Below are 907 nucleotides of genomic sequence, written 5' to 3'. Positions count from 1 at the left end.
CCCCGACAGGCCGTCAGACGGCCGTACAGGCGCCCTCTCGGGCCCCATCCCGGCCAACCATCCGCCGTGGGGGCGGGGCGGACTCTGTGGGCGGTATACGTGGCGGGCCGTCCGCCGGGTGCGGCGTGTGCCCAACCCCGAAGCAGGCTGGCGGGGAGGGGAGGGGGGTCGGCGGGGCGCTGAACGGCCGTCTGGCGGCCCGTCACGGGGCCGGGCGCCGTACCCCCGCCGTCACACCTGCGGACGCGTGAGGCGACCGCACCGCCCGTCCGTGGCCGATGGGGAGCTGGCTGCTGCCGCGATGTGGCCGGGCGCCGTGCGGGCGCTCCGCTCAGCTCGCGCCGCCAGTGGCCGGGCGTCCGGCTCTCCCGCCGTGGGGCGATCCCGCGCGCTCTTTCCCTCCATCCATCACTCCTGGGTGAGTGATGGGGTCCGGATTCCCGACCGCTACCGGTCCGGATTCCCGACCGCTAGCCGAGCCTCCCGCACGCCCGTGGCGGTCCGGATTCCCGACCGCTAGCCGGGCCCGTGGCGGTCCGGATTTCCGACCGCTGACCCTGCCCTCGGACCCGTCGCGGCGACCGGTCGCGGCCCCGGCCGCGCGCACGGGGCTACGGCTCGTCGTCACACCAGAGCGGCATCGCGGACGCCGTCATCCCCGCCCGCCGCCGCGACGGCCGGACCACCGGCCGCGCCGTTTCGTCACGCCGCCCCGCCGATTCGTCACGTGACGTATCCGGAGGGGGCGGGGCAGTGGCGGCCTCGATGGCCATGGCCACGGCCTCCTGGCGGCGCCGGTCCTCGTACGCACGCTGGCGGCAGGACCGGCGGCAGTAGTCCCGGCGGCGGCCGGTCGGCGGCTGGCGGACCTCCCCGCCGCACCACGCACACAGCGGCTCGATGGGGG

The 907-nt window shown here is 77.2% G+C and carries 1 protein-coding gene; it reads right to left on the bottom strand.

Annotation, left to right across the window (positions count from 1 at the left end; all coding sequences use genetic code 11):
- Positions 1–611: 611 nt before the first annotated feature.
- On the bottom strand, positions 612–907 hold a 296-nt coding region (locus J116_RS31150), incomplete at its 5' end, for a hypothetical protein (RefSeq protein WP_023591456.1).

Source organism: Streptomyces thermolilacinus SPC6, from assembly GCF_000478605.2.
GTDB classification, from domain to species: domain Bacteria; phylum Actinomycetota; class Actinomycetes; order Streptomycetales; family Streptomycetaceae; genus Streptomyces; species Streptomyces thermolilacinus.
Note: the sequence above shows the minus strand (reverse complement) of the source record. Positions and strands in the feature narration are given on the sequence as shown.